Genomic DNA, 24106 nt, shown 5'->3' with positions numbered 1-24106 from the left:
ACCTAAATCTGCTGCAACGCAGAAACAACTCTCTGGGAGCTTGCCATGAACATCCTGCATCTCGACAGCGCCATCACCGCCGACGCCTCGGTCTCGCGCCAGCTGACCGCCGACATCCTGGCCCGCCTGACCGCCGCCAATCCCGACGCGACGGTGACCTATCGTGATCTCAGCACGGGCGTCCCCGCCATCGATACCGCATGGTTCAAGGCCGTGCGCGTGGGCACCGACGATCCGACCCCGCAGCAGCAGGCGCAGATCGACACTTCGAACGCGCTGCTGGCCGAGGTTCAGGCCGCCGACACGCTGGTGATCGGGCTGCCGGTCTACAACTTCTTCCTGCCGTCGCAGCTGAAGACCTGGCTGGACCAGATCGCCCGCGCCGGTGTCAGCTTCCGCTATACCGCCGAGGGCCCCGAGGGCCTGCTGACGGGCAAGCGCGCCTTCGTGGCCTATACCGCCGCCGGCACGCCGATGGGTTCGGACCTGGACCACGCGTCGGGCTATTTGCGCCACATGCTGGGCTTCCTGGGGATCACCGACGTGACCTTCGTGGCCGCCGACGGCCTTGCCATGGACCGCGAGGCCGGCATGGCACGCGCACAACAGGCGCTGGAGCAGATCGCGGCCTGACCGGTCTGCGCTGTTGCGCAGCTTCACCCCATCCTCATATGGCGGCATTGCATCCTTCGGGGACATTGCCGCCATGCGTTTCACGATTGCGACCGCCGCCCTGCTGACAGGGCTGGCGGTTTTTTACACCCCGGCCGTGGCGCAGACCCCGGTCAACGAAATCGCCACGCACCGCCCCCGTGACATGATCGAATGGACCAAGCTGCTGCGCGACAACGCCGCCCGCCAAAGCCATGTGGCCCTTCTGCAAGCGGCGACCGTCAGCGCGACCAACGCCGCCCAATTCGTCATCGTCGTGGCCCAGGACGGCATGATCATCGACGTGCGAACCATGCAATGCTCGGGCAACCCGCTGATGGATCATGCCCTGCGCAACGGCATCATGGACATGCCCCAGATGCCGCCCGTCACGGACGACAGGCCGCGGGGCAGCGCCAGCTTCGTTCTGCCGATCAACGTCGCGACCCCGTGATCCGACCGGGCCTGCGTTGACAGGACCCCCCCTGCCCTGTACAAGACCCCGGATTCCCGGAAGCACAGCCTTCCGGTCCCTGCGCCAGATGCGGGGATCGCCCCCCGTCAGCGCGTTGCGCCCACGGGGGCTAAACCGATTTGGAGCCATAGGAGGCCCGGCCATGTTCGAGAACCTTTCCGACCGTTTGGGCGGCGTCTTCGACCGGCTGACCAAGCAGGGCGCCCTGTCCGAGGAGGACGTCACCGCCGCCATGCGCGAGGTGCGCGTCGCCCTGCTGGAGGCGGACGTCTCGCTGCCGGTGGCGCGCAACTTCGTCAAGGCCGTCACGGCCAAGGCCACCGGCGCCGCGGTCACGAAATCGGTCAGCCCCGGCCAGCAGGTCGTCAAGATCGTCCATGACGAGCTGATCAAGGTCCTGCAGGGCGACGACGCCCCCGAGGCGCTGCGCATCGACAACCCGCCCGCCGCCATCCTGATGGTCGGCCTCCAGGGTTCGGGCAAGACCACCACGACCGCGAAACTGGCCCTGCGCCTGAAGGACCGCGAGAAGAAGCGCGTGCTGATGGCGTCCCTGGACACCAACCGCCCCGCCGCGATGGAGCAGCTGGCCATCCTGGGCCAGCAGATCGGCGTCGACACGCTGCCCATCGTGATGGGCCAGACCGCCGTGCAGATCGCGCAGCGCGCCAAGACGCAGGCCTCGCTTGGCGGCTATGACGTGGTGATGCTGGACACCGCCGGCCGCCTGCATATCGACGAGGCGCTGATGACCCAGGTCCAGCAGGTCCGCGACATCGCGAACCCGCGCGAGACGCTGCTGGTCGTCGACGGCCTGACCGGCCAGGACGCCGTGAACGTCGCGACCGAGTTCGACGCCAAGGTCGGCGTCACCGGCGTGGTCCTGACCCGGATGGACGGCGACGGGCGTGGCGGTGCGGCCCTGTCGATGCGCGCCGTGACCGGCAAGCCGATCCGCTTCGTGGGTCTGGGCGAGAAGATGGACGCGCTGGAGACCTTTGACGCCAGCCGCGTCGCGGGCCGCATCCTGGGCATGGGCGACATCGTGGCCCTGGTCGAGAAGGCCCAGCAGGTGCTGGAGGTCGAGCAGGCCGAACGCATGATGAAGCGGTTCCAGAAGGGCCTCTTCAACATGAACGACCTGCGCGGCCAGCTGGAGCAGATGCAGAAGATGGGCGGCATGTCCTCGGTCATGGGGATGATGCCCGGCATGGCCAAGATGGCCAAGCAGGCCGAGGCCGCGGGCTATGACGACAAGGTCGTCCGCCACCAGATCGCCCTGATCAATTCGATGACCAAGAAGGAACGGGCCAATCCCGACCTGCTGCAGGCCAGCCGGAAAAAGCGCATTGCTGCCGGTGCGGGTCTGGACGTGTCAGACCTGAACAAGCTGCTGAAGATGCAGAAGCAGATGGCCGACACGATGAAGAAGCTGGGCAAGATGGGCAAGGGCGGGCTGATGAAGCAGGCCATGCGCGCCATGACCGGCAAGGGCGGCGGCCTGCCCGACATGGAGAACCTGGACCCCGCCAAGATGGCCGAGGCCCAGAAAATGCTGGCCGATCCCAAGGGCCTGGGCGGCCAGTTGGGCCGCGCGGGCCTGCCTGCCGGCTTGGGCGGATTGTTCGGCAAGAAATGATCACGCTGTCCCCCACCCCGGTTCTGGAGACGGAACGGCTGACCCTGCGCGCGCCCCTGGGCAGCGACTGGCCGCATTGGCGCAGCTTCTATCAGTCGGATCGCGCGCAATTCGTGGGCGGCGGTTCGCCCGAACCCAAGCCTGGCGCCTATTGGCGGGCCTTCGGCCACCTGACCGGCCATTGGGTGATGCGCGGTTTCGGGATGTTCGTGTTCTGCCTCAAGGGCGATGATACGCCCCTGGGCATGACCGGCCCGTGGTACCCCGACGGCTGGCCCGAGCATGAGCTGGGCTGGACCGTCTGGTCGCAGGCCGCCGAAGGCCGCGGCTATGTTGCCGAGGCCGCCCGTGCGGTGCGCGCGCATGCGTTCCGCGACCTAGGCTGGACCACGGCCGTCAGCTATATCGACCCGGACAATGCCCGGTCGATCGCGCTGGCCGAACGGCTTGGCGCGGTGCGCGACCGCGGCGCGCGGCAGCCGGTCTTCGACAAGCCCTGCCTCGTCTATCGTCACAGCCCGGAGGCCGCATGACCGACGCAACCACCCGCGCGGCCGACCTGCTGCGCGACCACCGTGCCAGCATCGACCGGCTTGACGCCATCCTGGTCTATACGCTGGCCGAACGCTTCAAGCACACCCAGTCCGTCGGCCGCCTGAAGGCCCGGCACGACCTTCCGCCGTCCGATCCCTCGCGCGAGGCAAGCCAGATCGAACGCCTGGAACGCCTCGCGCGCGAGGCCGATCTTGACCCGGAATTCGCGCGCAAATTCCTGACCTTCGTGATCGCCGAAGTTATTCGGCACCACGAACATTATCAGTCCTGACCGGACGACAACCCAAGGAGACTATCTGATGTCCATGAAGATCCGCCTGGCCCGTGGTGGCAGCAAGAAGCGCCCGCACTATGCCATCGTCGCGTCGGATTCGCGCATGCCGCGCGACGGCCGCTTCATCGAGAAGCTGGGCACCTACAACCCGCTGCTGGCCAAGGACAGCGAAGACCGCGTCAAGATGGACGTCGAGCGCATCCAGTACTGGCTGAGCCACGGCGCGCAGCCGACCGATCGCGTTGCACGCTTCCTGGAAGCCGCGGGCGTCAAGGAAAAGGCCGAGCGCAAGAACATGAAGAAGGCAGAGCCCGGCAAGAAAGCCAAGGCCCGCGCCGACGAGCGCGCCAAGAAGGCCGCGGCGCCCGCCGAAGCCGAATGATCTGACGCTGGCGGGGGAAACCCCGCCAGTCCTTTATTGCAAGGGTGTGACATGACCGAAGACCGCATCTGCGTCGGCGCCATCGCGGGGGCTTTCGGGGTCCACGGAGAGGTGCGGCTGAAAAGCTTCTGCTCGGACCCTGCCGATATCGCGACCTATTCCCCCCTGACGTCCGAGGACGGCACCCGCCGGTTCGAGGTGTCGCTGACGCGCGAGGTGACGGGGGCCCTGGGTGCGCGCATCAAGGGCATCGCCACCAAGGAGGATGCCGACGCCCTGCGCGGCGTGACCCTGTGGGCCCCGCGCAGTGCCCTGCCCGCGCTGCCGGATGACGAATTCTATCATGCCGACCTGATCGGGCTGGAGGTCGTCGATACCGGCGGCAAATCCCTGGGCCGGGTGCGTGCGCTGTACGATCACGGCGCCGGCGACATCATCGAGGTGGTGGGCGGCACGCAGGTGCTGATGCTGCCCTTTACCCGTGCCGTCGTGCCGACCGTCGATCTGGCCGCGCGTCGCATCGTGGTGGACCCGCCCGGCGACGACGAATGAGCGACGCGCCCAGTCCCAAGTCGCATGGCCGCCTGACCGCCCGTCCCAGCCTGCGCCCGCGCAAGCTGATGGCGGAACCGCAGGTGGCGGGCGCATGGACCGCGCGGATCGTCACGCTGTTCCCCGAAGCCTTTCCCGGCATCCTGGGCCTGTCCCTGACCGGCAAGGCGCTGGCGCAGGGCTTGTGGAACCTGCGCACCATCGGCCTTCGCGATTTCGGCATGGGCCGGCATCGCAATGTCGACGACACGCCCGCGGGCGGCGGGGCCGGCATGGTCATCCGCGCGGACGTGCTGGACGCGGCCCTGACCGAGGCGCAGGCGGGACCGGGGCCGACCCTGCCCGTCCTTTACATGTCGCCGCGTGGCAGACCGCTGACCCAGGCCCGTGCCCGGGCGCTGGCGCAGGGGCCGGGCGTCATGCTGATCTGCGGCCGGTTCGAGGGAATCGACCAGCGCGTGCTGGACAAGCACGCCATCGAGGAGATCAGCATCGGGGATTATGTCCTGACCGGCGGAGAGATCGCCGCACAGGTCTTGATCGACGCGACGGTCCGGCTTATACCGCGCGTGCTGGGCAATCATGATTCCCTGGCCGAGGAGTCCTTTTCCATCGGCAACCGGGGTCTTCTGGAAGCGCCGCAGTTCACCAAGCCCGCCCTCTGGGATGGCCGCGAGATACCGCCCGTGCTGTTGTCGGGCAATCACGCAGCCATCGCCGCATGGCGGTCCGGTGAGGCCGAGAGGCTGACACAAGAACGCCGCCCCGATCTGTGGCGGGCATATGCGGAAACGCATGTGGACCCGGCTAAGGACCGACAGCGCTCGGGCGCATCAGACCAATCGCGGATGTACCGCGAGCATGACAAGGAACCAAAGCGATGAACCTGATCGCACAACTCGAAGCCGAGCAGATCGCCGAGCTTGGCAAGTCCATTCCCGACTTCAAGGCCGGCGACACCATCCGCGTCGGCTACAAAGTGACCGAGGGTACCCGTACCCGCGTCCAGAACTACGAAGGCGTCTGCATCTCGCGCCGTGGCGGCGCGAACATCGCGGCCAGCTTCACGGTCCGCAAGATCAGCTTCGGCGAAGGCGTGGAGCGCGTGTTCCCGCTGTATTCGACCAACATCGCCACGATCGAGGTCGTTCGTCGCGGCAAGGTCCGTCGCGCCAAGCTGTACTATCTGCGCGATCGTCGCGGCAAGTCGGCCCGTATCGTCGAAAAGACCAACTACCGTCCGCTGTCGGACGCGAAAGCCTGAGCAGAGGTCACGCCATGAAAAAAGAGATTCACCCCGATTACCACACGATCTCGGTCAAGATGACGGACGGGACCACCTACCAGACCCGTTCGACCTGGGGCGCCGAGGGCGACAGCATGTCGCTGGACATCGACCCGACCTCGCACCCGGCCTGGACCGGTGGTTCGTCGCGCCTGATGGATGCCGGCGGCCGCGTGACCAAGTTCAAGTCGAAATACGCGGGCCTGGGTTTCTGATCCACGCCACGATCGACGTCGCAGACGCCGCCCCTCGGGGCGGCGTTTCTCATTCCGGGGTCAGGTGAAAAACGCCAGCACGCGGCGGCGCTCTGCCATCCCCAGCCAGGTGGCCAAGGCCAGGCAGACCGCCATGACGGTCAGCGCCTTGGTGTCCCCCTCCAGCCCGAACCGGCTGGCGCAGATCATGATCATGACATGCACGAAATAGACGAAGGCCGCAGTGCTGGCCGCGCGCTTGCCGTCCCACGCCCCCTGCACCTGCTGCGCAGCCAGGAACAGCAGCGGTGCCGCCGCCAGCAGCGACAGCATCATGTCGACGCCCCAGCCCCCGCCCGCGATCACCCGCCAGACCAAGCTTTCCCCCATCACCGCCAGCAGCGCCAGACCGGCCAGCGGCATGGCCCACCGCCGCAGCCCCGAACCCCAGCCATGCGCCAGCAGAACGCCAAGCGCGAAGAACGGAAAGATGGTGAAGACCCCGTTGCGATAATGGTCCAGCTGGATCTCTGCCTGCCCGGTCAGGACCAGCAGTTGCAGGGCCAGCCCCGTACCCGCCAGAAGCGCCGCCGCGACGGCGATCCGCATCGGTCGCCGCAGCACCATGACCATCACCGCCGATACCAGCAGGCCCGGCAGGAACCACAGATGGAAATAGCCGAACACCAGCGTCTGCAGCGCATGCCCCGCCCCGGTCAGGTCCGGACCATAGATCGGCAGATAGATCGTCATCCACAGCAGGTACAACACCAGGATGCGGCGCAGATACGGCCCACTGCGCCCGCCGCGCATGGCTGACAGGAAGAAGTACCCCGAGATCAAGGCGAAGACCGGCACCGCCAGACGATAGAGGCCGTTGAACAGCACCTGCTTGACCAGCGGAGGCGCGCCCTCGGGAAATCCGCTATGCAGGGCGATGACCATCAGCGCCAGAAGGATGCGCAACGGGTCGATGGCGCTGTTGCGCCGGGTCTGGGATGTCATGGGCCGGCCTTTGTCGTGCAGCCCTGTCAACGGCCAAAGGCCCGTCCGGTTCACCCACGGGGCGCGTTATCTGCGCCCTGCCCGGTCACGCGGCAGCGGCGCCCGGCGCGACCAGCCCGACGATGTCCATCATGATCGTGTTCAGCTGGAAATCCTTGGGCGTATAGACCCGTGCCACGCCCATCGCCGTCAGGCGGGCGGCGTCGTCGTCGGGAATGATGCCGCCGACGATCACCGGCACATGGCCCATTCCGGCGGCCTGCATGCGGGCCATCAGATCCTCGATCAGCGGCAGGTGGCTGCCCGACAGGATCGACAGGCCGACGACATGGACGTCCTGTTCGCGGGCACGCGCAACGATCTCCTCCGGGGTCAGGCGGATACCCTCATAGGTGATGTCCATGCCGCAGTCGCGGGCGCGGAAGGCGATCTGTTCGGCGCCGTTCGAATGGCCGTCCAGGCCCGGCTTGCCCACCAGGAACTTCAGCCGCCGCCCCAGCCGGGCGCTGACCGCATCGACCGCGTCCCGGATCTCCTCCAGTCCCTCGGTGCGATTCGAGGGCGCCTGCGACACCCCCGTCGGGCCGCGGTATTCGCCATGCACCGCGCGCATCACGCCCGCCCATTCGCCGGTGGTGACGCCCGCGCGGGCGGCGGCGATGGACGGCTCCATGATGTTCGCGCCCGACTGCGCGGCGCGGCGCAGCGCGGCCAGCGCCGCCTCGACCGCGCTTGCGTCGCGTTCCGCGCGCCAGGCGGCCAGGCGGCCGACCTGATCGGCCTCGACCGCGGGGTCGACGACCATGATGCCGCCATCGCCCGCCGTCAGCGGCGACGGCTCGGCCTGCTGCCAGCGGTTGACGCCGACCACGACCGTCTCGTTCGTCTCGATCCGGCCCAGGCGGGCCGCGTTCGATTCGACCAGTCGCGCCTTCATGTAGTCGATGGCCGCGATCGCGCCGCCCATCTGGTTCAGCAGCGCCAATTCGTCCCGCGCGCCCTGCTTGAGGGTTTCGACCTTGGCGGCGATCACCGGATTGCCGTCGAACAGGTCGCCATATTCCAGCAGGTCGGTCTCATAGGCCAGGATCTGCTGCATCCGCAGCGACCATTGCTGATCCCAGGGACGCGGCAGGCCCAGGGCCTCGTTCCAGGCGGGCAGCTGCACGGCGCGGGCGCGGGCGTTCTTGGACAGCGTGACGGCGAGCATCTCCAGCAGGATGCGATAGACGTTGTTCTCGGGCTGCTGCTCGGTCAGGCCCAGGCTGTTGACCTGCACGCCATAGCGGAACCGACGGTATTTCTCATCCGCGATGCCATAACGGTCACGGGTGATCTCGTCCCACAGCTCGGTGAAGGCGCGCATCTTGCACAGCTCGGTGACGAAGCGGATGCCCGCGTTCACGAAGAAGCTGATCCGCCCGACCATCTCGGGAAAGCTGTCGGCGGGCACCTTGTCCCGCAGATCGTCCAGCACGGCCACAGCTGTGGCCAGCGCATAGGCCAGCTCCTGTTCCGGCGTCGCCCCGGCCTCCTGCAGGTGATAGCTGCAGACGTTCATCGGGTTCCATTTCGGCAGGTGCTGCCGCGTATAGGCGGCGATGTCGGTGATCATCGCCAGCGACGGCGCGGGCGGACAGATATAGGTGCCGCGCGACAGGTATTCCTTGATCAGGTCGTTCTGGACGGTGCCCTGCAGGCGGCTGACATCGGCCCCCTGCTCCTCGGCCACGGCGATGTACAGCGACAGAAGCCACGGCGCGGTCGCATTGATCGTCATCGAGGTGTTCATCTGCTCCAGCGGGATCTGGTCGAACAGCGCGCGCATGTCGCCCAGATGGCAGACGGGGACGCCGACCTTGCCGACCTCTCCGCGCGCCAGGATATGATCGCTGTCGTAACCGGTCTGCGTGGGCAGGTCGAAGGCCACCGACAGGCCGGTCTGTCCGCGCGACAGGTTCGTCCGGTACAGCGCATTGGATTTCGCCGCCGTGGAATGCCCCGCATAGGTGCGGAACAGCCAGGGTTTGTCCTTGTCGGCCATCATGCCCTCGCAAGAAAATGTCATCCTGAGTATCGATACAGACACAAAGATGCGCCGTCAATTCGCTGCAGCGCGGCGCATTTCTGATCATTCCGACATATTATTGCGTACAACGGTGTCTGATAGTTGCATTATTGCTTTTCATGTCGTAGGACAGGGCAAATCGGCGCGGTGATTCTGCACTGCGGCACAGGACAGGAGAAAGACGATGGCTCTCGACGCACCCACCCCGATCGCGCCCTACGACGCCCCGGTCAAAGACCTGTACGCCGTGGGCGAGATGCCCCCCCTGGGCCATGTGCCTGCGCGCATGCATGCCTGGGCGATCCGCCGCGAACGGCAGGGAGAGCCCGATCAGGCGATGCAGCTGGAGGTCGTGGACACCCCTGCCATCGACAGCAACGAGGTTCTGGTCCTGGTGATGGCGGCGGGCGTCAACTATAACGGGATCTGGGCGGGTCTGGGCAAGCCGATCAGCATGTTCGACGTGCACAAGCAGCCCTATCACATCGCCGGATCGGATGCCTCGGGCATCGTCTGGGCGGTGGGCGACAAGGTCAAGCGGTGGAAGGTCGGGGACGAGGTCGTCATCCATTGCAACCAGGACGATGGCGATGACGAGCATTGCAACGGCGGCGATCCGATGTTCTCGCCCACGCAGCGGATCTGGGGATACGAGACGCCGGACGGCAGCTTTGCCCAGTTCACCCGCGTGCAGGCCCAGCAGCTGATGCCCCGCCCGCGCCACCTGACCTGGGAGGAATCGGCCTGCTATACGCTGACGCTGGCCACGGCGTACAGGATGCTGTTCGGGCACGAGCCGCATGAGCTGAAGCCGGGCATGAACGTGCTGGTCTGGGGCGCGTCGGGGGGGCTTGGCTCCTATGCGATCCAGCTGATCAACGCGGCGGGCGGCAACGCCATCGGCGTGATCAGCGAGGAGGACAAGCGCGACTTCGTCATGGGGCTGGGCGCGAAAGGGGTCATCAACCGCAAGGAATTCCGCTGCTGGGGGCAGCTGCCCACGGTGAACACGCCGGAATACAAGGAGTGGTTCAACGAGGCGCGCAAGTTCGGCGCGGCGATCTGGGACATCACCGGCAAGGGCAACAATGTCGACATCGTCTTTGAGCATCCCGGCGAGGCGACCTTCCCGGTCAGCACGCTGGTCTGCAAGAAGGGCGGGATGGTGGTGATCTGCGCGGGCACGACGGGGTTCAACTGCACCTTCGACGTGCGGTACCTGTGGATGCATCAGAAGCGCATCCAGGGGTCGCATTTCGCGCATCTGAAGCAGGCCAGCGCCGCGAACAAGCTGATGCTGGAACGCCGCCTGGACCCCTGCATGTCCGAGGTTTTCCCCTGGGCCGAGATCCCAGCCGCGCACATGATGATGCTGCGCAACCAGCACAAGCCGGGCAACATGGCGGTGCTGGTCCAATCACCGCGGACCGGGCTGCGCACCTTTGAGGATGCGCTGGAGGCCGGCCGGCGCTGACCTGCGTCCCGCGACGTGACGGGGGGCCTGCCGCCCCCCGGACCCCCCGCGCGGCGGTGCATGGGGTCAGACCTTGCGGTCCCCCTCTCCGGCGCGGCGGCATTTCCATTCGCGAACCTGTTCGGTCGGATGGGTGGCCACCCATTTCGCAAGCTCGGACTGGCTCTGCAGCATGCAGGTGAACAGGCCGTTCCGTTCCTCGAACAGCAGGCTGTGATCGCTGCAGCGCTGTGGGTCGGCGAGCAGGCAGGTGACGAAGAACAGCTCGATCATCGCGTCTCTCCTGTTGGGGTGCCCGCAGGCACGGTGCCCGGGGCGGAAAAGTTGCGCGGCGCTTTGCCTTGGCCGCGAAGGCAGGCTAAGGGTCTGGCATGAACAGTCCCGTCCCCGCCCCGACCCTTTCGCCCGATCAGGCCGATGCCTGGGATGCGCTGGCCGAAACCTTTGGCGCGGCGGGCATCGACATCATCGCAGAGGAACTGCATCCGCCCCAGTCGGGAAAAGGTCGCGTCATGGCGGTCATCGGCAAGGCCGGATCGGGCAAGACGCTGATGCTGTCGCAGATCACCAAGGCCCTGCTGGAGGCGGGGGTCGAACTGATCAGCCCAGATTACGAAGGGCGGCGCCGCAAGGACCGACGCAGCGTCGCCATCCTGGCGCCGACAAACAAGGCGGCGTTCGTGCTGCGCATGCGCGGCGTGCCGGCCACGACGATCCACCGGATCCTGTACACCCCGGTCTATGATCCGCAATACGAGAAGATCGCCGAATGGCTGACCGGGGCGGCCGAACGCCCGGTCATCGCGGAACTGTCGGACACGGCGCTGGACCGGGCCAAGGCGTTCTATGACCAGCATGCCTCGATCCCCGGGGCGCTGGCCACGGCCGGGTTGCGCGGGTCGGATTTCATCCGCGGCTGGACCAGGCGCGAGGAGGGGCTGGACGTCGGGCTGATCGACGAGGCCTCGATGCTGGACGAGAAGCAGTTCGAGGACCTGCGCGAGATCTTTCCCGTGCTGGTCCTGTTCGGCGACCCCGCCCAGCTGGCCCCGGTCGGCCAGTCCGGAGAGATGGTGTTCGACAAGCTGGCCCCGGCGCAGCGCCTGATGCTGAGCCGCATTCACCGCCAGGCCGACGACAACCCGATCCTGGACCTGGCCCATGCTTTGGCCGACGATCAGCTGGGCTTTGACGATTTCGAGCAGATGATCCGCGATGCGGCGCGCAAGGACGACCGCGTGGTCTGGGCCGAGCGGGTTGAAAGCGACCTGATGGCGCGCAGCCCGGTCCTGGTCTGGCGCAACGCGACGCGCATCCGGCTGATCCATGCGTTCCGCACGGCCTTCGGCGCGCCGGGGGACGCGCTGCTGCCCGGAGAGCCGCTGATCTGCGACGGGCTGGAGCTGCCGCTGAAGCATCGCAAGAAGCGGATCGATCTGGAGGCGCGCGGCCTGATCAAGGGAGCGCAGGTCGTCTATCTGGGGCCGGGCCGCAAGCCGGGCTTTTCGCGCCTGCACGTGATCGGGGCCGAGGACCCGCGCCTGTCGGCCGCCAGCATCGTCAAGATCGAGATGCCGGACGAGGACGAACCCTTCATCCCCTTTGCGGCGCGGATGGGCGCGGCTTTTCTGCACGGGGCGGCGGTCACGATCCACAAGGCGCAGGGCAGCCAGTGGCCCGAGGTGCAGGTGTTCGGCCCCGACATCAGCGCCGCCGCCTGGTCGAACCGGTCCGAGGCCGGGGTCCAGCTGTGGAAGCGGCTGACCTATGTCGCCATCACCCGGGCACAGGAGAGGCTGTACTGGGTGACCAAGGCACGGCTGGCGCGTCCCGCAGGGCCGTTGACGACCGACGATCTGGCGTCCCCGTCCGCGCCCCTGGCACTGGACGCCGAGGAGGCGTGATTGCGTCCCGCGACGCCGGGGGGCTGCCGCCCCCCGGGCCCCCCGCGGTCAGCGCGATGATCGGTCGGGGGGCGTCTGGCGCTGGATGGACAGGCGCAGCGCTTCGGCCAGGGCCTCCTGCGGAATGCCGGTTTCATGGGACAGGCGCATGACGCCGAAATGAACGCGGGCCAGTTCCTGATAGTAGCGTGCAAAGGTATAGTTGATGGACGCGCCGACCACCGCGCCGAACACCGGCGCCGCCTGCGCCGCCATCTTCTGCCCAAGCGAGACGGACAGGCGCGGGGCGACCTTGCTGACCATGCTTTGCACCGTCTGGCCGGTCACCGACAAGCGCGCGGCCAGCATGCCGAGGTCGGTCTGGTCGTCATCGGCCATCGGACCCGCGGCGGCAAAGATGCGCAGGCATTCCAGGCGCACTTCCTCGCTTTCGGGATCAAGGCCGTGTTCGGCGGCGATGTCCAGCATGGCGCGCAGCAGCAACGTGACCGTGAACGGCAGTTCGACCAGCGCGCCCGCGAAACCGCCGACCCCGCCCGCCGCACCGCTGACGGTCGAGGCCATGCGGTTGAACCAATCGCCCCGGTCCCGCACCACCTTGCGCGACTGGCTGGCGGCACCAAACGCCCGCGTCAGCGCGGCCCGCGTGACGCTGTCCAGCCGCGACCGCACGAAGCCCGGCAGGCGTTCGATCAGCCCTTCGGCGCCGTTGCCGATGCGGGACATGATCTGCATGCCCAGACCCCCGGCCTCCAGATAGCGCAACGCCAGACGATCGATCTGGGCGTGCAACGCCGGATCAGTGATGGGGGGCAGGACGAGGGGTTTCGGTTCTGTCATCAGCGGGCCTTTTCGGAGGGTCGACCTGGGTGCAAGCCGTGGGGTCCGGCGCGGGCGGGTCTGCAGGGGGCCGGGTCTCTCGCTGGACGGGGCCTGCCACGTTAACCCATGCATCCGGCCGAAGTTCCAGCCCCAGCACCCGGTCAGGGTTCGTGGGTGGCGGCATCACCACATCGTCAAGGCGCTGAAAGCCGAAACGGCTGTAATAGGGCGCGTCGCCCACCAGCAGAACCCGGTCGAACCCCATCCGGCGCGCGCGCGTCAGGCTGTCGCGCATCAAGAGCCCGCCCAGACCCTCTCCCTGCGCGGTGGGGTGCACGGCGATGGGCCCCAGCAGCAGCACGGGACGGTTGTCGACGCGCACCGGCCAGAACCGGATCGCGGCCATCAGCGTGCCGCCCGCATCACGCAGCACAAGGCACAGTTCGGCCACGCGCGGCACGCCGTCGCGCAGGCGATAGGACGACAGCGCGGTGCGACCCGGCGCAAAGCACAGATCGTACAGGCCCTCGACCTCGGGTTCGTCGGCGGGCGTCTCGGGGCAGATCTCGTACATCGCGCCTCCTTGCTGTCGGGCGGGCGTTTAGCACGGGTGCAAGGCGGGCGAAACATTGCGTCGCGCGAAAAAGCGGGGCAGGTTGGCGCCCGAACCCACAAGGAGGCCGCCCATGTTCTATCGCCCCGAAGCCGGACACGGCCTGCCGCACAATCCCTTCAACGCGATCATCGCCCCCCGCCCGATCGGCTGGATCTCGACCCGCGGGTCGCAGGGCGACAACCTGGCGCCCTATTCCTTCTTCAACGCCGTGGCCTATGTCCCGCCGCAGGTGATGTTCGCCTCGACCGGCGCCAAGGGCGACCGGCCCGGCACCAAGGACAGCGTGGCCCAGATCATCGAGACGGGCGTCTTCTGCGTGAACATCGCCACGGGCGATCTGCGCGACGCGGTCAACGCGACCTCGGCCCCCCTGCCCGCGGGGGCCAGCGAATTCGCAGCCGCGGGGATCGAGGCCGCCGATTGCACCACCATCGACTGTCCGCGCGTGGCGGGTGCCGCGGCAGCGCTGGAATGCCGCATGAGCCAGATCGTGCCCCTGGCCGGTCAGGCGAACTTTGCCGTCTTCGGCGTGGTGACCGGCATCCACATGCGCGACGATTGCGTCGTGGACGGGCGGTTCGATCCGCGTGCCGCGGGCGGCTGGATTGCGCGTCTGGGATACAAGGATTATGCCGCGGTGACCGATCTTTTCGAAATGGACCGCCCTGCATGAGCCGCACCGTCAAGGACTATGTCCGCTCCATCCATGATTTCCCGCATGAGGGGATCATCTTCCGCGACGTGACCACGCTGTTCGCGGATGCACGCGGATTCCGCATGGCGGTGGACCAGATCCTGCACGCCTATGCCGGGACCCGTATTGACAAGGTCGTGGGCCTTGAGGCGCGCGGCTTCATCTTGGGCGGCGCGGTGGCGCATCAGCTGTCGACCGGCTTCGTGCCGATCCGCAAGAAGGGCAAGCTGCCCGGCACCGTCATCTCCGAGGCCTACCAGCTGGAATATGGCGAGGCGATCATGGAGATCCATGACGACGCGCTGAAGCCCGGCGAAAAGGTCCTGATCGTGGACGACCTGCTGGCCACCGGCGGCACGGCGGCGGCGGCGATCACGCTGTGCCGACGTCTTGGCGCCGAGGTCATCGGTTGCGCCTTCGTCATCGACCTGCCCGAACTGGGCGGGCGCAAGGTTTTAGAGGGCATGGACATGCCCGTCCACGCGCTCTGCGAGTTCGACGGCGCCTAGGACAGCACCGCGCCGGGGTTCATGATGCCAAGGGGGTCCAGCGCCCCCTTGATCGCCCTCATCGCGGCCAGCCGCGCCGGGTCGCCCCACCGCGCCAGATCGGCGGCCTTGAGCCGCCCCACGCCATGTTCGGCCGAGAACGACCCGCCACGCGCCACGACCATTTCGTGCAGCCTGCGCGAAAGGTCGCGGCGGATGGTTTCGTAGTCGTCGCGGGTCCGGCCCGCCGCCGGAAACAGGTTGTAATGCAGGTTGCCGTCGCCCAGATGGCCGAAGCAGTTGACGCGCATGTCCCCCTGCCCCGCCAGCCAGGCCCCTGCATCGTCGATGAAGCGGGCGACCTCGGACAGAGGCAGGCTGATGTCATGGCTGGCGATCGCACCGATGTGCCGGTTGGCCAGCGGGATATGCTCGCGCAGCGCCCAGAGGTCCGCCCCCTGCTGGCCCGATTGCGCGATGACGCCGTCATGGACCAGACCGGCCTCGGCCCCCGCGGTGAACAGCCCCTCCAGCGCCGCGTCGGCGGACAGGCCTGCAGGCAGGCCGACTTCGATCAGGACCAGCCAGTCGGGCCGAGTGTCGAACGGTTGGCGCATGTCGGGAAAGGCCGCGTCCAGGAAATGCAGGCTCTGCCCTGAGATCAGCTCGAACGCGGTGACGCCGCCCGCCATCCGCGCCTGCGCCAGTGACAGCAGCGACAGGGCCGCCGCGGGGCTGTCCACGACCAGCATCGCCACCCCGGTCTCGGCAGGCACCGGCGCCAGGACCAGCGACGCGGCGGTGATGATGCCCAACGTCCCCTCGGCCCCGATTAGCAGGTCGCGCAGGTCGTATCCGGTGTTGTCCTTCCGCAGGCGCTTCAGGTCGTGCATCACCGACCCGTCGGGCAGGACCGCCTCCAAACCCAGGCACAGCGCGCGGGCATTGCCGTATCGCAAAACGTTCACGCCCCCCGCATTGGTCGACAGCACGCCACCGATCTGGGCCGAGCCCTGCGAGGCCAGCGACAGTGGGAACTGCCGTCCCACGCCCGCCGCCGCCTGCCGCGCCGCCTGCAGCGTCACGCCCGATTCGGCGATCATCACCCCTTCCTCGGCAAAGGTGTCGCGAATCGCTGTCATCCGCTCCATCGACAGGATCAGGGGCGCGGGGCCGTCCGTCATCACCTGCCCCCCGACCAGCCCGGTGCCCCCACCGCGCGGCACCACCGGGACGCGCGCCGCGGCACAGGCGCGGATGATCGCGGCGCATTCCTGCGTGTCGCGGGGCGCGGCGACCAGGCCCGCCTGCCCGTGATACCGGCCCCGCGGTTCCTCGGTATAGGCGGGGGACGGGTCGCGCAGCACGCCCGCGGGCAGGGCCGCGGCCAGGGTCTTGTCGGCGGGGATCAGCATCAGCGCACCTCGGTCTTTCCGCGCCGGTCTCTGCGCAGGTTGGCGTAGAGCACATGGTTGCGCCAGCGACCGTCGATCTGCAGATAGCTCTGGGCCACGCCCTCGTACTTGAAGCCCGACCGTTCCAGCACGCCCCGCGATGCGGCATTCTCGGGCAGGCAGGCGGCCTCGATTCGGCTCAGGTCCAACGCGGTGAAGGCGTGATGCACCAGCGCCCCGATCGCCTCGCGCATATAGCCATGTCGGGCATGCTCCTGCCCGATCCAGTATCCGATGGTGCCCGACTGCGCGGGGCCGCGGCGGATGTTGTCCAGCGTGATCGCGCCCAGCAACGTGCCGTCGCGGTGGACTAGGAACAGCGGATAGGCCGTCCCCGCCCGGGCAGAGCGGGCCGCCCAATAGACGCGGTTGGTGAAGCTCTTGCGTGACAGATGGTCAGGGGACCAGACCGGCTCCCACGGGGTCAGAAAGGCGCGGCTGTCATCGCGCAGCGTCCGCCACGCGCTGAAATCGGAATGCAATGGCAGGCGCAGCGCGATGCGTTCGGCATCCAGCCGAAAGGCACGGCGCCGCGCCAGGATCATGCGGCCAGCCGTTCGGCCAGGGCCTCGCGCGACGGCGCACCGTCCACCGGACCATAAAGCGCCAGCGCCGGGCGGGCATTGGCCAGCAGCGCCTCGGCATGCGCGCGCACGTCCGCGGCGGTGACCGCGGCGATGCGTTCGGCAACCTCGGCCGGGTCCGGGACGCGGCCCCAGATCGCCAGGCTGCGCGCCATGCGCTCGGCCTGGCCCGAGGGGCTTTCCAGCCCCATCAGCAGGCCCGCGCGCAGCTGCGCCTTGGCGCGGGCGATCTCGGCCTCGGACATGTCGTCGGCCGCACGACGGACCTCGTCGATGGTCAGGGTGGCCAGATCGCCCAGATCCTCGGCGCCGGTGCCGGCATAGATGGTCAGCATCCCCGTGTCGTCATGGAAACCCGACTGCGCGAAGATCGTGTAGCACAGCCCCCGTTCCTCGCGGATTTTCTGGAACAGCCGCGACGACATTCCCCCACCAAGCGCCGAGGAGAAGATCTGGGCGGCATAGAAATCGGGCGCCAGATAACCCGGCCCTTCCAGCGCCAGCGCGAAATGCGCCTGCTCCAGCGGCTTGACTGTCCGGCTCTCCAGCCCCTGCCAGCGGGCCTGTTCGCGCGGACCCTGGGGACGCGGCACGATATGGCCCAGCACCTTTTCGGCCAACCGCACGATGCGGTCGTGATCGACCGACCCGGCGGCGGCCACGACCATCTGGCCGGGGCCGTAATTCTCGGTCACGAAACCGGCCAGATCGGCGCGCCCAAAACTGCTGACCCGTTCGGCGGGGCCCAGGATGGTGCGGCCCATCGGCTGATCGGGATAGGCGGCCTCCTGCAGCCAGTCGAAGATGATGTCGTCGGGCGTGTCCAGCGACTGCCCGATCTCCTGCAGGATCACGCCGCGCTCGACCTCGATCTCGCGTTCGTCGAAGACGGGGTTCAGGACGATGTCGCTGATCACGTCGAAGGCCAGATCGACGTCATCCTCCAGCACGCGGACGTAATAGGCCGTCGCGTCGCGCGAGGTATAGGCGTTGATATAGCCGCCCACATCCTCGATCGCCTCGGCGATCTGCAGCGCGCTGCGGGTGGCGGTGCCCTTGAAGGCCATGTGCTCCAGGAAATGCGCGATGCCGTTCTGGTCGGCGCGCTCGTTCCTGCCGCCCGCGCTGACCCAGATGCCCAGGGCCGCCGAATGCAGGCCGGGCATCTGCCGGGTCACGATGCGCAGCCCGTTGGGCAGCGTTGTCAGGCGCGGGGTGGGGTCTTGGCTCACGCGGTCCTCCGTTCAAGGATCAGGGACTTAAGCGCGTCCACGTCGTTTTCAACCCGGGTCAGGCGCTCGGGGAGGTCGAACAGGTCCGCCATGTGCGGCGGCAGGCCGGGGCGGACGCCGATGGCGCGTTCCACCGCATCGGGGAACTTGGCCGGATGCGCGGTGGCAAGCGTGACCATCGGCACGCCGGGCTCCAGATGGCGCTCGGCCACGGCGACGCCCACGGCGCTGTGCGGGCAGAGGATCTCTCCGGTCCGCTCGCGCATGGCGCGGATCGTGTCCAGCGTCTCCTCCTCGGACACGCGGCCCGAGACATATTGCTCGCGCAGGGCCTCCAGCGCGCCCTGGCTGATCGCGAAGCCGCCCTGTTTCAGCTCCTCCATCAGCTGCCGGATCGCGCCCGCGTCCTGGCCGTAGGCCAGATACAGCGCACGTTCGAAGTTCGAGCTGACCTGGATGTCCATCGACGGGCTGATCGAGGGTTCGACCTCGCCCATGCGGTATTCGCCGCTGGTCAGCGCGCGGTGCAGGATGTCGTTCTGGTTCGTGGCGACGATCAGACGGCGGATCGGCAGGCCCATCTGGCGCGCGATGGAGCCCGCGAAGATGTCGCCGAAATTGCCTGTCGGCACGCAGAAATCGGTGAGCCGCATGCCAAGCGACGCGGTCGCGGTGAAGTAATAGACGATCTGCGCCACGACGCGGGCCCAGTTGATGCTGTTCACGCCTGCAAGCCCCACCCCGTCGCGGAAGGCATGGTCGTTGAACAGGTCCTTGAGCCGCGCCTGGCAGTCGTCGAAATGCCCGGTCACGGCCAGCGCATGGACATTGGCGGCGGGGGGCGTGGTCATCTGGCGGCGCTGGACCTCGGACACGCGGCCATGCGGATACATGATGAACACGTCCACGTTGTCGATGCCGCGGAAGGCCTCGATCGCGGCCGATCCGGTGTCGCCGGAGGTGGCGCCCACGATGGTGATCCGCTGGCCCGACCGCGTCAGGGCGATCTGGAACAGCTGCGCGATCAGCTGCATCGCGAAATCCTTGAAGGCCAGCGTCGGGCCGTGGAACAACTCCAGCAGGTGATGGCCGGGGGCCAGCTGGACCAGAGGCGCGCGGGCATCGTGGCTGATGCGCGCATAGGCGCGGTCGATGGCGCCGCGCAGTTCGTCATCGCTGAAGCTGTCGCCGGTGAAGGGGCGCACCACGCGGAACGCAACCTCCTCGTATGACAGGCCGTCCAGCTGCTCCAGCCCCTCGAAGGCCGGGATCGTCTCGGGCAGGTACAGGCCCCCGTCGCGCGCCAGCCCCGACAGCATGGCCTGTTCGAAATTCAGCACCGGGGCCTGGCCCCGCGTCGAGACGTAACGCATCGGAAATCCTTCAGTAGCTGCGCTGCCTGATACGCCAGATCAGCGCCAGTGTCATCACCGCCCAGGTGGCCGCGATCAGGAACCACTGCACCGCATAGGACAGGTGGTTGTTGGGAATCCCCTCGATGGCCACCGGCAGGGGACGGGCGCCCTGATTGTCGCCCTCGACGGCGCTGGCCACGACCAGCACGGGCAACGTGTCCAGCGTCAGGGCCATCGCGTCCACGTCGCGGGCGAACCAGATGTTCTCGTCCATGTTCGGCGCCGGGGTAGAGCTGCTGGCATCCTGCGGCCAGTGCAGGTTGCCCGTCACCTGCAGGCGGACGGGGGGACGGTCGATGCGACGCGCCTCCTGCGGGACAAAGCCCCGGTCCAAGAGGATCGCGCGCCCATCATCGGTGACGAAGCGAGACACGATCTGATAGCCGGCGCCCTGTTCGCGGGTGTGGGACAGCACGTCGATCTCGGCCCCGGTGGTGGTGCCGCTGACCGTCACCGGCAGGTATTTCATCGACGGGTCGATCGCGTCCGGCAAGGGCACGGGATCGGCCTGAATGCCCGCGGTGATGTCTGCCAGCATGTCCTCCTTCCAGGCGCGGCGGTCCAGCTGCCACAGCCCCAGATAGATCAGGACGGCACAGCCGACGACGCCGAGGATCAGGGGAAACAGATAGCGGCGCATGGGGCGCTCCGGGGGGCAAGGACAACGAAAAACGCGCGGGACGATTGCCCCGCGCGCCTTGAACGGTCACCGTCGGGGATCAGCTGCCCCAGACATAGATGACGGCGAACAGCACCAGCCAGATCACGTCGACGAAGTGCCAGTACCAGGCGGCGGCCTCGAACCCCAGATGCTGGTCCTTGGTCATCTGGCCCTTCTGGAAGCGCAGCAGGCAGACGGCCAGGAAGATCGTCCCGATAATCACGTGCAGGCCGTGGAAACCCGTCGCGATGTAGAAGGCCGCCGCATAGGCCGTGTCGGCCAGACCGAAGGCCGCGTGGCTGTATTCGTAGGCCTGCAGGCCGGTGAAGACCAGGCCCAGGACCACGGCGAACGCCAGGCCGTTGATGGTGGTGCGACGGTCGCCCTCATGCGCCCAGGCATGGTGCGCCCAGGTCACGGCCACGCCCGACAGAAGCAGGATCAGCGTGTTGATGAACGGCAGGTGCCAGGGGTCGAAGGTCTCGATGCCCTGCGGCGGCCAGACGCCGTCGGTGATGGGGCTGTTCTCGCCCATCGGGTACATCGCGTGCTTGATGAAGTTCCAGAACAGCGACACGAACAGCATCGCCTCGGACATCACGAACAGGATGAAGCCGTACTGCAGGCCGATGCGGACCACCGGGGTATGGTCGCCCTGCTCGGCCTCGCGCACCATGTCGGCCCACCAGGCGAAGGCCACGTAGAAGGTGCCGACAAGGCCGATCGCGAACATCCAGGGGCCGGTCACCGGCACGCCCATGACGGTCACCTCTCCGGACATCCAGGCCACGGCGCCGAACAGCATGACGAAGACCGCGATCGCGGTCAGGAACGGCCAGACCGAGGCCGGTAGGATGTGATAGTCGTGGTTCTTTGCGTGCGCCATGTCGGATCCCCGTCGGCTCCCTCGTGTATTCGTCTTAGTTGATGGTGTCGGCCGCGCCGCTGTCAAGCGCAGCGCTGCGCGGCTCGGTCCGATGGAAGGTATAGGACAGCGTGATGTCGCGGACATGACCGGCGTCGCGGTCGTCCACCAGCTCGGGGTCCACGTAGAAGCTGACCGGCATCTCGACCCGTTCACCCGGCTGCAGCGTCTGCTCGGTAAAGCAGAAGCACTCGACCTTGATGAAGTAATAGCCCGAGACCTCGGGGGCGACGTTGTAGCTGGCCGTTCCGGTCAGCGGCACGTCGGAATTGTTCACGGCCTCGTAGAAGGCCAGTCCGCTTTCGCCGATCTTCAGGTCCATGCGGGCCTGCATCGGGCGGAAGGTCCATTCCAAATTGGAATCGGTGTTGGCGTCGAACCGGACTCGCACGACCTCGTCCAGGATCTGGTCCGATGCGGTCTCGGACACCTGCGTGGTGCCGCCGAACCCGGTCACCCGGCAGAACCAGTCATAGAAGGGCACGGCGGCCCAGGCCAGCGCGCCCATCGTGACGACGACGCCCAGCAGCATCGCAACGGTGCGGCCCTCGGGGCTCAGACGTTTCATTCGGTCACCTCCTGCACGGGGGCCTGGCCCTGGGCCGGGGCCTGCGGTTCCATCGGGGTCAGCGACACGCGCGGCTGGTGATCGAAACCCTCGACCAGGCCGCCCTCCTGGACCTTGACCACCGTCAGGCCAAAGACCAGCGCGACAAAGCCCAGCAGCACAATGCCCAGCCCCACGTTGCGGGACCGGCGGCGGCGGTGGATCTCGTGTTCGGTGCGCAGGGCCATCACCAGCCTCCCATCCAGCTCTGCACCAGCAGGGCGAGGAAATGCAGGAACAGGTAATAGAGCGACAGCTTGAAGACGCGCCGTTCGACCAGATAGCCGTCGGCGATCGCGGCGTCCTCGTCGCGGCGCAGAACCTGCCAGCCGCCGCGGATGAAGGCCGCGTTCAGCACGACCGCGACCGCCATGTAGAGCGGCCCGCCGACCGAGGTCACGCCCAGCCACAGCGCGAAGGGCGCCAGGACCAGCGTATAGGCGAAGATGTGGCGACGCGCGGCGCGGCGACCGTGGGTCACGGTCAGCATCGGGACGCCCGCGTTGTGATAGTCCTCCTTCATGAACAGCGCCAGCGCCCAGAAATGGGGCGGCGTCCAGAAGAAGACCAGGGCGAACATCAGAAGCGATTCGATGCTGATCCCGCCGGTCGCGCAGGCCCATCCGATCATCGGGGGAAAGGCGCCCGCGGCGCCGCCGATGACGATGTTCTGGGGCGTCCAGCGCTTCAGCCAGACCGTATAGACGACGGCATAGAAGAAGATGGTGAAGGCCAAGAACCCGGCCGCGAACCAGTTCGCCACCAGGCCCAGCATCATGACCGAGATGATCGACAGGACCAGCCCCAGGCCCAGGGCCGCGCTGTGCTCGACCCGGCCCGACGGGATGGGGCGGCTTTGCGTGCGGTTCATGATCGCGTCGATGTCGCGGTCGTACCACATGTTCAGCGCGCCCGAGGCGCCGCCGCCCAAGGCGATGAACAGCACCGAGCAGAAGGCGATGAAGGGATGCACGTCGACGGGGGCGACGAACAGACCGACAAAGGCGGTGAACACGACCAGCGACATCACACGCGGCTTCAGCAGCGCGACGTAATCGCGGAACTCGCCCTCGGGGGCGGCGTCATATGCGTTGATATCGGTCATCGCGCCTGCAATCTCTGTTCCTTGGCCGTGCCGGCAGGATGCCGCCACGGGCCTGGGTGGGTCCGACCTCAGTCGGCGCGGGCCAGGTCGACCTTGGCCGCGCCGTCCAGGCTGGCGGTCGGTGCGGGTTCGTCGCCCATGGTGCCGCCCTGCTCGGCGACCCAGGCCGCATAGACCTCGGGGCTGACGGCCTTGACGACGATCGGCATGTAGGCGTGGTTGATGCCGCACAGCTCGCTGCACTGACCGAAATAGGTGCCTTCCTGCTCGACGTTGAACCAGGCCTGGGCGATGCGGCCCGGAACGGCGTCCTGCTTCACGGCAAAGGCCGGGATGGTCCAGGAATGGATCACGTCGCTGGCGGTCACCTGCAGCAGCACGGTCTGGCCGACGGGCACGACCACCGTGGTATCGGTCGCAAGCAGGTATTCGTCGGGCGCATAGCCGTTCTCGGCCAGCTCCTCCTCGGGCAGCATCAGCGAATCGAATGCGATGCCATTGTCGGGATATTCATAGGACCAGTACCACTGGTGGCCGGTGGCCTTGATCACGACATCGGGATTTTCCGGCATCTCCTGGCTGCGGAACAGGATCGGCAGGGAGAAGGCGCCGATGGCCACCAGGATCAGCACCGGGACCAGGGTCCAGCCGATCTCCAGCGGGGTGTTGTGGGTGTATTTCGCGGGCACCGGGTTCGCCTTGGCGTTGAACCGGAAGATCACGAACAGCAGCAGAAGGCAGACGAAGACCGTCACGACCGTGATGATGATCAGCACGAAATGGTCCAGCCATTGCTGATCGCGCGCCAGTTCCGTGGACGCCGGCTGAAAGCCCATGCCCCTTGCGACCGGCTTGCCGATCGTGGGCAGATCGCCCAGCACGTCCTGTGCCATCGCAGTCCCGGCCAACATGCCCGCCGTCGCGAACCCTGTCGCTGCCGCGAATGCACGGCCCATCATCGCTTTTGCCATCATTCCATCCCGTTGCAGTGGCCCGGCCCCAATGACCGCAGGGGCTGCCGGGAGGCTGCCCCTTTTCCTTTCAC

29 protein-coding genes are annotated in these 24106 nt (G+C 67.4%); 14 read left to right on the top strand and 15 right to left on the bottom strand.

Annotated elements, in window-relative coordinates; all coding sequences use genetic code 11:
* The first annotated feature begins 45 nt into the window (after nucleotides 1-45).
* The 10 genes from SY26_RS16615 to rpmE all read left to right on the top strand — a co-directional run bounded on the left by SY26_RS16615 (nucleotide 46) and on the right by rpmE (nucleotide 6028).
* Complete coding sequence (locus SY26_RS16615) at nucleotides 46-633, top strand: FMN-dependent NADH-azoreductase (protein ID WP_046001400.1); 588 nt, start codon at nucleotides 46-48, stop codon at nucleotides 631-633.
* 73 nt (nucleotides 634-706) lie between these two features.
* On the top strand, nucleotides 707-1105 hold the full coding sequence (locus tag SY26_RS16610; protein WP_046001399.1) for a TonB C-terminal domain-containing protein: 399 nt from the start codon (nucleotides 707-709) through the stop codon (nucleotides 1103-1105).
* Nucleotides 1106-1268: 163 nt separating this feature from the next.
* Nucleotides 1269-2765 (top strand): signal recognition particle protein, encoded by a 1497-nt coding sequence (gene ffh / locus SY26_RS16605; protein WP_045982871.1) that lies wholly within the window; start codon nucleotides 1269-1271, stop codon nucleotides 2763-2765.
* Nucleotides 2762-3298 carry a GNAT family N-acetyltransferase gene (locus SY26_RS16600; protein WP_045982870.1) on the top strand — a complete coding sequence of 179 codons (537 nt, stop codon included), beginning with the start codon at nucleotides 2762-2764 and terminating at the stop codon, nucleotides 3296-3298. Before ffh ends, SY26_RS16600 begins: the two co-directional genes overlap by 4 nt.
* A complete protein-coding gene (locus tag SY26_RS16595; protein ID WP_042249024.1) occupies nucleotides 3295-3591 on the top strand; it encodes a chorismate mutase in 297 nt (98 codons plus the stop codon). Before SY26_RS16600 ends, SY26_RS16595 begins: the two co-directional genes overlap by 4 nt.
* Before the next feature lie 28 nt (nucleotides 3592-3619).
* Complete coding sequence (gene rpsP, locus SY26_RS16590) at nucleotides 3620-3976, top strand: 30S ribosomal protein S16 (protein ID WP_045982869.1); 357 nt, start codon at nucleotides 3620-3622, stop codon at nucleotides 3974-3976.
* Nucleotides 3977-4027: 51 nt separating this feature from the next.
* Nucleotides 4028-4528 (top strand): ribosome maturation factor RimM, encoded by a 501-nt coding sequence (gene rimM, locus SY26_RS16585; RefSeq protein ID WP_046001398.1) that lies wholly within the window; start codon nucleotides 4028-4030, stop codon nucleotides 4526-4528.
* Nucleotides 4525-5412 (top strand): tRNA (guanosine(37)-N1)-methyltransferase TrmD, encoded by an 888-nt coding sequence (trmD, locus tag SY26_RS16580; RefSeq protein ID WP_046001397.1) that lies wholly within the window; start codon nucleotides 4525-4527, stop codon nucleotides 5410-5412. Before rimM ends, trmD begins: the two co-directional genes overlap by 4 nt.
* Entirely contained in the window at nucleotides 5409-5792 is a 384-nt protein-coding gene (rplS, locus tag SY26_RS16575) for a 50S ribosomal protein L19 (RefSeq protein ID WP_045982866.1), read from the top strand. Before trmD ends, rplS begins: the two co-directional genes overlap by 4 nt.
* Before the next feature lie 14 nt (nucleotides 5793-5806).
* Complete coding sequence (gene rpmE, locus SY26_RS16570) at nucleotides 5807-6028, top strand: 50S ribosomal protein L31 (RefSeq protein WP_042249018.1); 222 nt, start codon at nucleotides 5807-5809, stop codon at nucleotides 6026-6028.
* A gap of 60 nt (nucleotides 6029-6088) precedes the next feature.
* On the opposite strand, the gene SY26_RS16565 is transcribed toward rpmE, so the two are convergent.
* Complete coding sequence (locus tag SY26_RS16565) at nucleotides 6089-7012, bottom strand: acyltransferase (protein WP_046001396.1); 924 nt, start codon at nucleotides 7010-7012, stop codon at nucleotides 6089-6091.
* 85 nt (nucleotides 7013-7097) lie between these two features.
* Entirely contained in the window at nucleotides 7098-9056 is a 1959-nt protein-coding gene (locus tag SY26_RS16560) for a protein meaA (protein WP_046001476.1), read from the bottom strand.
* A 208-nt stretch (nucleotides 9057-9264) separates the two neighbouring features.
* On the opposite strand from SY26_RS16560, the gene ccrA reads away from it, so the two are divergent.
* The gene (ccrA, locus tag SY26_RS16555) at nucleotides 9265-10554 is read left to right on the top strand and encodes a crotonyl-CoA carboxylase/reductase (protein ID WP_046001395.1); all 1290 of its coding nucleotides are present in this window, start codon (nucleotides 9265-9267) and stop codon (nucleotides 10552-10554) included.
* Between the two features lie 66 nt (nucleotides 10555-10620).
* Here ccrA and SY26_RS16550 read toward each other — a convergent pair whose 3' ends face one another.
* Nucleotides 10621-10827 (bottom strand): hypothetical protein, encoded by a 207-nt coding sequence (locus tag SY26_RS16550; protein WP_045982863.1) that lies wholly within the window; start codon nucleotides 10825-10827, stop codon nucleotides 10621-10623.
* A gap of 98 nt (nucleotides 10828-10925) precedes the next feature.
* On the opposite strand from SY26_RS16550, the gene SY26_RS16545 reads away from it, so the two are divergent.
* The gene (locus SY26_RS16545; RefSeq protein WP_046001394.1) at nucleotides 10926-12458 is read left to right on the top strand and encodes an ATP-dependent RecD-like DNA helicase; all 1533 of its coding nucleotides are present in this window, start codon (nucleotides 10926-10928) and stop codon (nucleotides 12456-12458) included.
* Nucleotides 12459-12506: 48 nt separating this feature from the next.
* On the opposite strand, the gene SY26_RS16540 is transcribed toward SY26_RS16545, so the two are convergent.
* The gene (locus SY26_RS16540; RefSeq protein WP_046001393.1) at nucleotides 12507-13298 is read right to left on the bottom strand and encodes an EcsC family protein; all 792 of its coding nucleotides are present in this window, start codon (nucleotides 13296-13298) and stop codon (nucleotides 12507-12509) included.
* On the bottom strand, nucleotides 13258-13854 hold the full coding sequence (locus SY26_RS16535) for a GNAT family N-acetyltransferase (protein WP_084693891.1): 597 nt from the start codon (nucleotides 13852-13854) through the stop codon (nucleotides 13258-13260). Before SY26_RS16535 ends, SY26_RS16540 begins: the two co-directional genes overlap by 41 nt.
* A gap of 112 nt (nucleotides 13855-13966) precedes the next feature.
* Between SY26_RS16535 and SY26_RS16530 the strand changes: the two genes are divergently transcribed.
* Both SY26_RS16530 and SY26_RS16525 read left to right on the top strand, forming a co-directional pair.
* Nucleotides 13967-14569: a flavin reductase family protein gene (locus SY26_RS16530; protein WP_046001392.1), complete on the top strand. Its 603-nt coding sequence runs from the start codon at nucleotides 13967-13969 to the stop codon at nucleotides 14567-14569.
* Nucleotides 14566-15099 carry an adenine phosphoribosyltransferase gene (locus tag SY26_RS16525; protein WP_046001391.1) on the top strand — a complete coding sequence of 178 codons (534 nt, stop codon included), beginning with the start codon at nucleotides 14566-14568 and terminating at the stop codon, nucleotides 15097-15099. Before SY26_RS16530 ends, SY26_RS16525 begins: the two co-directional genes overlap by 4 nt.
* Here SY26_RS16525 and SY26_RS16520 read toward each other — a convergent pair.
* From SY26_RS16520 to coxB, 10 genes are all read right to left on the bottom strand, one after another.
* Entirely contained in the window at nucleotides 15096-16493 is a 1398-nt protein-coding gene (locus SY26_RS16520) for an FAD-binding oxidoreductase (protein ID WP_046001390.1), read from the bottom strand. The genes SY26_RS16525 and SY26_RS16520 overlap by 4 nt on opposite strands.
* Nucleotides 16493-17074: a GNAT family N-acetyltransferase gene (locus SY26_RS16515; protein ID WP_046001474.1), complete on the bottom strand. Its 582-nt coding sequence runs from the start codon at nucleotides 17072-17074 to the stop codon at nucleotides 16493-16495. Before SY26_RS16515 ends, SY26_RS16520 begins: the two co-directional genes overlap by 1 nt.
* The gene (locus SY26_RS16510; protein ID WP_084693890.1) at nucleotides 17074-18348 is read right to left on the bottom strand and encodes a pitrilysin family protein; all 1275 of its coding nucleotides are present in this window, start codon (nucleotides 18346-18348) and stop codon (nucleotides 17074-17076) included. Before SY26_RS16510 ends, SY26_RS16515 begins: the two co-directional genes overlap by 1 nt.
* The gene (gene thrC, locus SY26_RS16505; RefSeq protein WP_046001389.1) at nucleotides 18345-19721 is read right to left on the bottom strand and encodes a threonine synthase; all 1377 of its coding nucleotides are present in this window, start codon (nucleotides 19719-19721) and stop codon (nucleotides 18345-18347) included. The genes SY26_RS16510 and thrC overlap by 4 nt, the downstream gene beginning before the upstream one ends.
* 10 nt (nucleotides 19722-19731) lie before the next feature.
* Nucleotides 19732-20403 (bottom strand): SURF1 family protein, encoded by a 672-nt coding sequence (locus SY26_RS16500; protein WP_045982856.1) that lies wholly within the window; start codon nucleotides 20401-20403, stop codon nucleotides 19732-19734.
* Nucleotides 20404-20482: 79 nt separating this feature from the next.
* Nucleotides 20483-21310, bottom strand: a complete 828-nt coding sequence (locus SY26_RS16495) for a cytochrome c oxidase subunit 3 (protein ID WP_046001388.1) — start codon at nucleotides 21308-21310, stop codon at nucleotides 20483-20485.
* A gap of 34 nt (nucleotides 21311-21344) precedes the next feature.
* A complete protein-coding gene (locus tag SY26_RS16490) occupies nucleotides 21345-21917 on the bottom strand; it encodes a cytochrome c oxidase assembly protein (protein ID WP_045982854.1) in 573 nt (190 codons plus the stop codon).
* Entirely contained in the window at nucleotides 21914-22144 is a 231-nt protein-coding gene (locus SY26_RS16485; protein ID WP_046001387.1) for a hypothetical protein, read from the bottom strand. Before SY26_RS16485 ends, SY26_RS16490 begins: the two co-directional genes overlap by 4 nt.
* Nucleotides 22144-23061, bottom strand: a complete 918-nt coding sequence (gene cyoE, locus SY26_RS16480; protein WP_046001386.1) for a heme o synthase — start codon at nucleotides 23059-23061, stop codon at nucleotides 22144-22146. Before cyoE ends, SY26_RS16485 begins: the two co-directional genes overlap by 1 nt.
* 68 nt (nucleotides 23062-23129) lie before the next feature.
* On the bottom strand, nucleotides 23130-24035 hold the full coding sequence (coxB, locus tag SY26_RS16475) for a cytochrome c oxidase subunit II (RefSeq protein ID WP_084693889.1): 906 nt from the start codon (nucleotides 24033-24035) through the stop codon (nucleotides 23130-23132).
* Between the last annotated feature and the right edge of the window lie 71 nt (nucleotides 24036-24106).

The sequence above is a fragment of the Paracoccus sp. 228 genome (assembly GCF_000967825.1).
GTDB classification, from domain to species: domain Bacteria; phylum Pseudomonadota; class Alphaproteobacteria; order Rhodobacterales; family Rhodobacteraceae; genus Paracoccus; species Paracoccus marcusii.
Note: the sequence above shows the minus strand (reverse complement) of the source record. Positions and strands in the feature narration are given on the sequence as shown.